This window comes from Nocardia sp. NPDC005366 (genome assembly GCF_040606855.1).
GTDB lineage: Bacteria > Actinomycetota > Actinomycetes > Mycobacteriales > Mycobacteriaceae > Nocardia.
Genome location: NZ_JBEXFQ010000077.1, coordinates 1 through 7036, shown reverse-complemented (window position 1 = coordinate 7036; position 7036 = coordinate 1). Strand labels below are relative to the sequence as shown.

The window sequence follows — 7036 nt, the reverse complement described above, 5'->3', positions numbered from 1 at the left end:
CGGGCCCGGCTCGTCGCGACGAGCCGGGCCGGCGTAGTTCAGTCAGCGCGATGGAGCTACAAGGCCGCGCTCAGCGTCGTGAGCAGCGCGGTGAACAAGGTGACCAGTGCTTGCATGCTGATTCTCCTCTCTCATCGCGGTGAGAACCACTCACCTTCACCACATTCGGCGATACTTGAAACGTTAACTGGGGCAATTTCGGAATAACGAATCCGGGCGGCTTCGTTACCGACAATTTATGTGAGTAATCGCGGCGTCTTGGACGGTGGAATCGACTTAAACCCCTGGTTCGCATGTATTTCATTGGATGCCGCGAGCCTGGGTTCGTAGGGCGCTCGACGAACGGGAAGCTGCCATATGGCAGTAGCTATGCGGCTTATCGAGAGAGTGAATCCGGCGTGGTGAATCTGATTTCAGGGCGTCGCCTCGATGAATTCGCTCAGGATGCGCGAATTCGGCGCTTTCGGTGTGCGTCCGGTCGGAGAGACGTCAGCGCAGGCTGCGCGGGGGTGGTGAGCGGCGGGCAGAAGTCTCGGCACCGGGTCACCGGTGTCGACCTGCCGGGGCTCGCGCCCGGCGCCGCAACCTTGGTGGTGGTTCTGCCCACCCTTGGTGCCCCGACCTCAGCACTCGGGGACCTGATACGGGCGGCGAACGCGGTGGACAGTAGAGCTGTCCCCGCACACAGACCGGAGCATCCGATGTCGATCACCAGCACATTCACCGCCTCGGCGGAACGTCGTGCCACGGTATCGACGCGCGACGGTGTCGGCCTGGCAGTGCGCGAATACGGCCCGCGAAACGCGGACCTCACCGTCGTCCTGCTGCACGGACATTGTCTGCGCGCGGAGTCGTGGACCTACGTTCGTGACGCGCTGACGCGCCGATACGCGGGCGCCAGGGTCGTCTGCTACGACCACCGCGGTCACGGTGACTCCGCGGCGGCGGCTCAGGAAACCTACAACCTCGAACAACTCGGCCACGATCTGCGCGACGTTCTCGACGCCGTCGCGCCCACCGGACCCGTCGTCCTGGTCGGCCACTCGATGGGCGGTATGACAGCTCTGACCTACGCGGGCCAGTACCCGCACCAGATCGGCACTCGTATCGTCGGTGTCGCACTCATCGCGACCGCGGCGAACGGGCTCGCCGACGCGGGCTTCGGCCGCCTCCTGAGGAACCCGGTCGTCTCTGTCTTCCAGGCTGCCGTGCGCCGCGCCCCGCGCGTCATGCACCACGCGAAGCTGCTGGCCAGTAAGGTTTTCGCCCCGGTCATCCGCACCGCCGAATTCGGTGACCGCAGGGTGAGCCCGCGGGTGCTCACACTCGCCAACGCGATGCACAACGAAACCCCGATCGTGACGATGGCGAGTTTCTTGAGCGCCTTCATGACCTACGACCGGACCGACGCGCTCGCCGTGCTCTCGGGAATCCCGACGCTGGTGCTCTGTGGCTCCGCCGACCTGATGACTCCGGCGTCGCATTCCGTCGCGATGGCCGCCGCCGTCGATTACTCGGATCTCGTGATCGTCGAAGGCGCAGGCCATTCGGTCATTCTCGAGCAGCCGGCGCGGGTGGCCGACGCCATGGCCAGGCTGATGACGCGCGTCGGCGACGCGGAGAGCAGGCGCCTCGCGCTGGTCGCGTAGTCCGCTCAGCTGCCGAGCGGGGGGAGGGGCACGGGTCCGCCGCGCCCGACCGGCACGGCCGGAATACGTTCGAGTACGCCACCGGCGAAGACGTCGTAGAGCGGCAGGGATTCCAGGTGGACGTATCCGATATGGCAATCACAGACGGCCAGCGGGCACGCGCGGGGCGCGACCTGGCGTAGATACGACCCGTCGTACAGGTTGCCGAGTGGTTCCTTCACGAAATGGCAACGGCGAACGGTCCCATCGCCGTCGACCGAGAGCACCGAGGAACCCGTGCGGCAGGTCTGCCCGGCCGAGCGGTGCGGATGACGGCTGAACGGGAACAGCGGGTCGAGCGCGGTCCAGTCGTCCGCCTCGGCATCGGTGTAGGTGTAGTCCTGCGCGGCATTCACCCACAGGTAGATGTGGTCGGGTAGATCCGCGCGCAGCCGCCGCGCGTGCGCGGCGTGCTCGGGCAGACCGACGATTCCGACGCTGAAACGCACGCCCGCGCGCGCCAGTCGACCGGTTTTGTCGAGGAAGCGGGTGTACGGGGTCTGCCCGGGGTGGTAGGTGCACCACAGCGCGAGAGTGTCGCGGTCGGCGTCGGCGAGCCATTCGGTGCGGCAGCTCAGGTTGGTCTGGATGGCGACGCGCTCGATATGCGCCTCGTGTGACAGTTCGACCAGGGCCCGGCGATACCAGGAACGGACCAGACCTTCGCCCCACGGCGTGAACAGGATCGAGAGCCGATGCTCGGCGCTCGCGCGCGCCCACCGCGTGAACCGTTCCAGGGCAGCGCGGTCGGCGCGCAATTGCTCGGTCGAATCGCGGCGTTTGGCGAAAGGACAGTAGGGGCAGTCGTAATCGCAGGAGGACAGCGGGCCGCGATAGAGAATCGTCAGGTGCACGCGCTGGTCACCGGTGCTCGTAGGCGGCCATCGCCGCGCGCACGGCGGGCGAGAAGAATTCCGGGCCGATGGCGTCGGAGTACGCGAGGCCCCGCGGGCTCAGTCGCAGCCAGTCGACGCCGGAGTCGGCGAGCCAGCCGCGTTCGGCGAGTGAGTCGAGCTCGGCCCCGAACCCCGCCCGCGGGTCGCGGCCGAAACGTCGCCGGTAGTCGACGACGGAGAAACCCTCGGACTGGAGCAGTGATTGGAGCAGATAGCGCCGCTCGGCCTCATCCCCGTCGATCACCCTTCCGTAGCTCGCGTGGGTGAAATCGGTTGTCGCCGTGTAGGTATCGATGATGGCGCGGACTTCTCGCGGAGCGACGGCGTAGTCGAACGAGTAGTGCACGCCGCAGGTGTAGGAACGGGCGCCGCACCCGAGCCCGATCATGCCGTCGCTCTGGCAGGCGTAGTCGTCCGCACCCCGCGGTGGTGCGTCGATCCGGCGGAACATCCGCATGGACACCTGCGTGTAGCCGTTCGCGAGCAGGTGGTCGCGGCCCTCGTCGTAGCGGCGCAGCCGTTCCTCGTCCCAACTTCGTTCGGCGACAACGGGGTCGGTATGTCTGCCGAGCCCGGTCAGCGGGCGTACATAGAGCGGATAGAGGTAGATCTCCTCGGGTCGCCACGCCAGCGCGGCATCCAGCGATATCCGCCAACTGGCGGCGCTCTGACCGTCGATGCCGTAGATCAGGTCGATATTCAGCACCGGGATACCGGCATCGCGGATACGGCCGAGTGCCGCCTCGACATCGGCGCGACGCTGCGGTCGCACAGCGGCGCGGGCTTCCTCGTCGATGAAACTCTGCACGCCGAGACTCAGCCGCGTCGTCCCGCGTTCGGCGAGTACGGACAGTCGGTCGGCCGTGGCCGTGGTCGGGGACGCCTCGACCGACAGGGGGATCGAGCGTAGGTCCGCGCCCATGACGTCCTCGGCGATATCGCACAGCCGCGACAGTTCGCCCGCCTCCAGGTAGGTGGGCGTGCCGCCGCCGAACGCGGCATTGGCGAAACGGACCGGCTCGGTGTCGCCGAGTGCCGCGCGGACGGTCTCGGCCTGGCGCGTCATCGCGTCCAGGTAGCGGCCGGTGAGTCCGTCGGGCGCGCCGACCCGGGTGAACAGATTGCAGAATCCGCAGCGGACCTCGCAGAACGGGATGTGCAGGTAGAGCGAGAGGGCTTGCCTGGATTCTCCCGACCACAGCTCGGCGATGGCCGGGGGTGGCGTCAACGGACGGTAGGCGGTTTTGTGTGGATAGGCGTAGACGTAGTTCTGATACGGCCGCGGTAGGGCGATGGTGTGGATCATGCGGGGTGCTCCAGGAAGAAGTGGCTGTAGGGAACCGTCCATACCGATTCGTGGCCGAGTCGATGTCCGGTGTAGCCGTCGTCGCCGTAGGCGGTGCCGTGGTCGGAGCAAACGATGGCGAAACACCGTCGCCGCGATCGCATCGCGTCGAACAGACGGCCCACGTGACGGTCGATGTATTCCAGGGCGGCGGCATGCGTGGCCCTGCTGTCACCGGCGTCTCGGGTCGCGCCGGGCAGATGGAACCAGTTGGGTTGGTGCAGCGCCGAAGCGTTGACGAACAGGAAGAGCCGTTGATGAGCGGGCAGTGCGGCCACCACCTGTTCCGCGCAGGCCACCTGCGCCTCGAACGAGGTCGGTGATGCTACGGAAAAGTCCTTCTGCCAATGGCTTTCGGCGAAAAGTCCGGGCAGCACGCTGCCGAGCGCGCCCTGTTTGTTGAAGAAGCCGACCCCGCCGATACATGCCGTGTGATACCCGCGCCCGGCCAGTGCGGTCACCAGATCGGGCTCGTCGAAGACGAAGGTGCCCTCGGCTGTCGTCTCACTGCCCGCGAAACGTGCGGCGAACAGTCGCGGGTGCGGTCCCGGTGCGGCCGGGGTCGGCAGGAATCCGGCGAATATCGCGTGGTGCGAGGCATAGGTGAAATTGCCGGGGGCATGGCGTCGTTGCCACTGTCCGTCCGGCAGACGCGCGGCCAGATTGGGTAGTCGCCCCGAGGCCGCGGCTTCGACCGCGATGTCGTAGCGCAGCGTGTCCAGGGTGAGCAGCAGCAGGTCGTCGCTGCCGACGACCTCGTTCATATCGGGCCGGGGCAGTCGCGGGTCGGAGGAGGTCACGTCGCGCACCCGGCCGATGCCAGGGATTTCCGGTGAGAACCCGGTGGGACCGAGGGATAGCGATGACCGGCCGCGCGGATCTGCGCGGTGTAGGTGTCCAGTCCGGCGGCGGGTCCGTCCGGTAGGCCGGTGAGTCGCGGTAGCAGATCTCCGAATGCGTTGACCTCGCCGACCGCGAACCGACTCCAGCCGATCGCGGGAAGCAGATCGACTCCGACACAGAGTGTTCCGGGAAAGCAGGCGGCGGCGCGCTCGCAGATCGACAGCGCGTGCGCCCAGTGGTCACCGGCGGCGTCGCGCACCGCATCCAGATCGCCGCGCGAACCACCTAGATGCAGATTGGTCATGGGAGCACGGCTGGTCCGGACGACGACGTGGGTCGCGCGACCCGCGATCACCACGACCCGAAGATCCGCCGAGCGACCGCCCTGCGAGGCCTTCGGAATCCAGCGCTCGACGTGGAGTCCGTCCGGCGCGAGCCGATCGACGATCGCGGCGATATCGCGTTCATCGGTGTAGCGCCGAATCCGCAGCGAGTTGTAGAGGCGGCCGTCGGCTGTTCGCTCGACCGATGTCGTGGCCCGGACCCGACCAGCGCGCGTCGATTCGATCGCGAGGACGCCGGAGGCCGACGAACCGTGCGCGAGTTTGACGAATACGCGCGGCATCCCGGCCTCACGCATGCGGTGGCGAATATCCGCCCAGCCGCCGACCGGCGCAGACCCGGCCGAGGTGAGCGCGGGCGGTACCGGTACATCTGCCCGCGCCAGCCTTTCGTGGCACAGCCGCTTGTCGAAAAGCACGGCCAGTTCATCCGGATCATCGAGCCGGAGTCCGCCACGCAGCGAGCGCACCGCCGCGAGGAATCCGGCGTACCAGCGGGCGGAACCCTCCACGCGGGTCGGTTCCTTCGTGCCGCGCAGCAACCGATCCACCTCGGGATTCTCGCCGGGGGATTCGAGTCGCACGATCTCGTCGTCCGCGAAATCGTGGCCGCCATCGCGCAGCACCTCACGCCATTCGATCACCCGGGGGGTCGCCGAACCCGCCGCCTCGGCGAACAAGCGAACCCGTCGATTCTCGCCATTGCCGACGACCACCCAGCGGGATGGAGCGGCACCACTATCGGGAACTGCGAACACCGACACGCCGCGTCACTCGCCGACGGCGACGAAACGCCAGACGGTGCCGTCCTCGTCGTCGTCCTGTTCGGCGTCGTCGAAGTGCAGATCCAGTTCGACGCCCGCGGGCTCCAGCGTCGCCCGCACCCGCTCGCGCATCGGGTCGGTCAGGTAGTTGTAGTGCATATCGAGGGACTTCAAATGACTCAGCGGCTGTCCGGTGAGCAGCGCCGCGACACCGTCGTCGGTCAGCACGCCCATCGAGATATCGAGGGATTCGAGCCGGGCGACCACGGGCGCCGCGGCGAGCGCGGTACAGATCTCGTCCTGGATCTCGCTGTTGCGCAGGGCCAGATGCTTCAGGTTCGGCAACCGGGTGCCCGCCAGGATCGGGGCGAGATCGTCGACGACGGCGTCTCCGCCGTATTCCGACGTGCCGAGCCACAGGTCGAGGTGGGTGAGCGCGGGAAAATCACTCGCCGCGATCCCGCGCACGGCCTCGGCGGGCAGGCCGCCGCTCTCGAGGGTCAACCTCCGCAGCCGTTCGTGCCGCACGGCGGGGAATTCCAGTCCCTCACCGCCGCGCACACCGAATTCCTCTAGGTCGGGAAAAGCCTCGAGCAGCGGGGTCACCAGGCCCTGGTGGATCCAGGAGATCTCGTTCTCCTCCATCACGATGTCGCCGAGGAACACCGAGCGCAGTGCGGGGAACTTGTCTCCGGCCGCGATGAGGGCCGCGATCACCGTTTCCGGTCCGTGGTCGTACGCCCGGGTCCACTGGCCGACGATCAGAGCCCGCACCCGGGTGGTGTCGACGGTGTCGAGGAACCGGGCGAACTTGTCCTCCCAGGATTCCTCGTCGTCGTAGTAGCTCTGACCAATCCGCCAGGCCACCGAATCGGTCGCGGGCAAGTCCTTCTTCTTGTTTCGCTTCTTCCCACCTTTTTTCTTCTTCTCGAGATCAGGGAGAGCGAAGGCAGGCAACCCGCCGAACTCTTTCATGTGGTCGCCGATGCTCATTGTGCGCCCAGTCCCTTTCGGTCGTGCTCGTGATCGATATGCGTTTTCTACCAAGTGATCCCGACAGTCATCTAGGTTCTGTCTCCCAATGACCTGAGCCACTCCACGATCAGGGCCAGGACGACTCCGGCGCGGTAGGTGATGGCCAACTTGTCATACCGTGTGG

At 66.9% G+C, this 7036-nt stretch carries 7 protein-coding genes; 2 read left to right on the top strand and 5 right to left on the bottom strand.

What is annotated here, in order from left to right; genetic code table 11:
• On the top strand, positions 1 to 207 hold a 207-nt coding region (locus ABZS43_RS36295), incomplete at its 5' end, for a hypothetical protein (RefSeq protein ID WP_355040544.1).
• A gap of 494 nt (positions 208 to 701) precedes the next feature.
• Positions 702 to 1649 (top strand): alpha/beta hydrolase, encoded by a 948-nt coding sequence (locus tag ABZS43_RS36290; RefSeq protein ID WP_355040543.1) that lies wholly within the window; start codon positions 702 to 704, stop codon positions 1647 to 1649.
• A gap of 5 nt (positions 1650 to 1654) precedes the next feature.
• Here the strand turns inward: ABZS43_RS36290 and ABZS43_RS36285 are convergent, their stop codons facing one another.
• From ABZS43_RS36285 to ABZS43_RS36265, 5 genes are read right to left on the bottom strand one after another with little or no spacing between them, the layout of a single operon-like run.
• Complete coding sequence (locus ABZS43_RS36285; protein ID WP_355040542.1) at positions 1655 to 2542, bottom strand: STM4011 family radical SAM protein; 888 nt, start codon at positions 2540 to 2542, stop codon at positions 1655 to 1657.
• Positions 2543 to 2549: 7 nt separating this feature from the next.
• Complete coding sequence (locus ABZS43_RS36280) at positions 2550 to 3890, bottom strand: STM4012 family radical SAM protein (protein WP_355040541.1); 1341 nt, start codon at positions 3888 to 3890, stop codon at positions 2550 to 2552.
• Positions 3887 to 4729 carry an STM4013/SEN3800 family hydrolase gene (locus ABZS43_RS36275; RefSeq protein WP_355040540.1) on the bottom strand — a complete coding sequence of 281 codons (843 nt, stop codon included), beginning with the start codon at positions 4727 to 4729 and terminating at the stop codon, positions 3887 to 3889. Before ABZS43_RS36275 ends, ABZS43_RS36280 begins: the two co-directional genes overlap by 4 nt.
• Positions 4726 to 5877, bottom strand: a complete 1152-nt coding sequence (locus tag ABZS43_RS36270) for an STM4014 family protein (protein WP_355040539.1) — start codon at positions 5875 to 5877, stop codon at positions 4726 to 4728. The genes ABZS43_RS36275 and ABZS43_RS36270 overlap by 4 nt, the downstream gene beginning before the upstream one ends.
• A gap of 6 nt (positions 5878 to 5883) precedes the next feature.
• Positions 5884 to 6870, bottom strand: a complete 987-nt coding sequence (locus ABZS43_RS36265) for an STM4015 family protein (protein WP_355040538.1) — start codon at positions 6868 to 6870, stop codon at positions 5884 to 5886.
• Between the last annotated feature and the right edge of the window lie 166 nt (positions 6871 to 7036).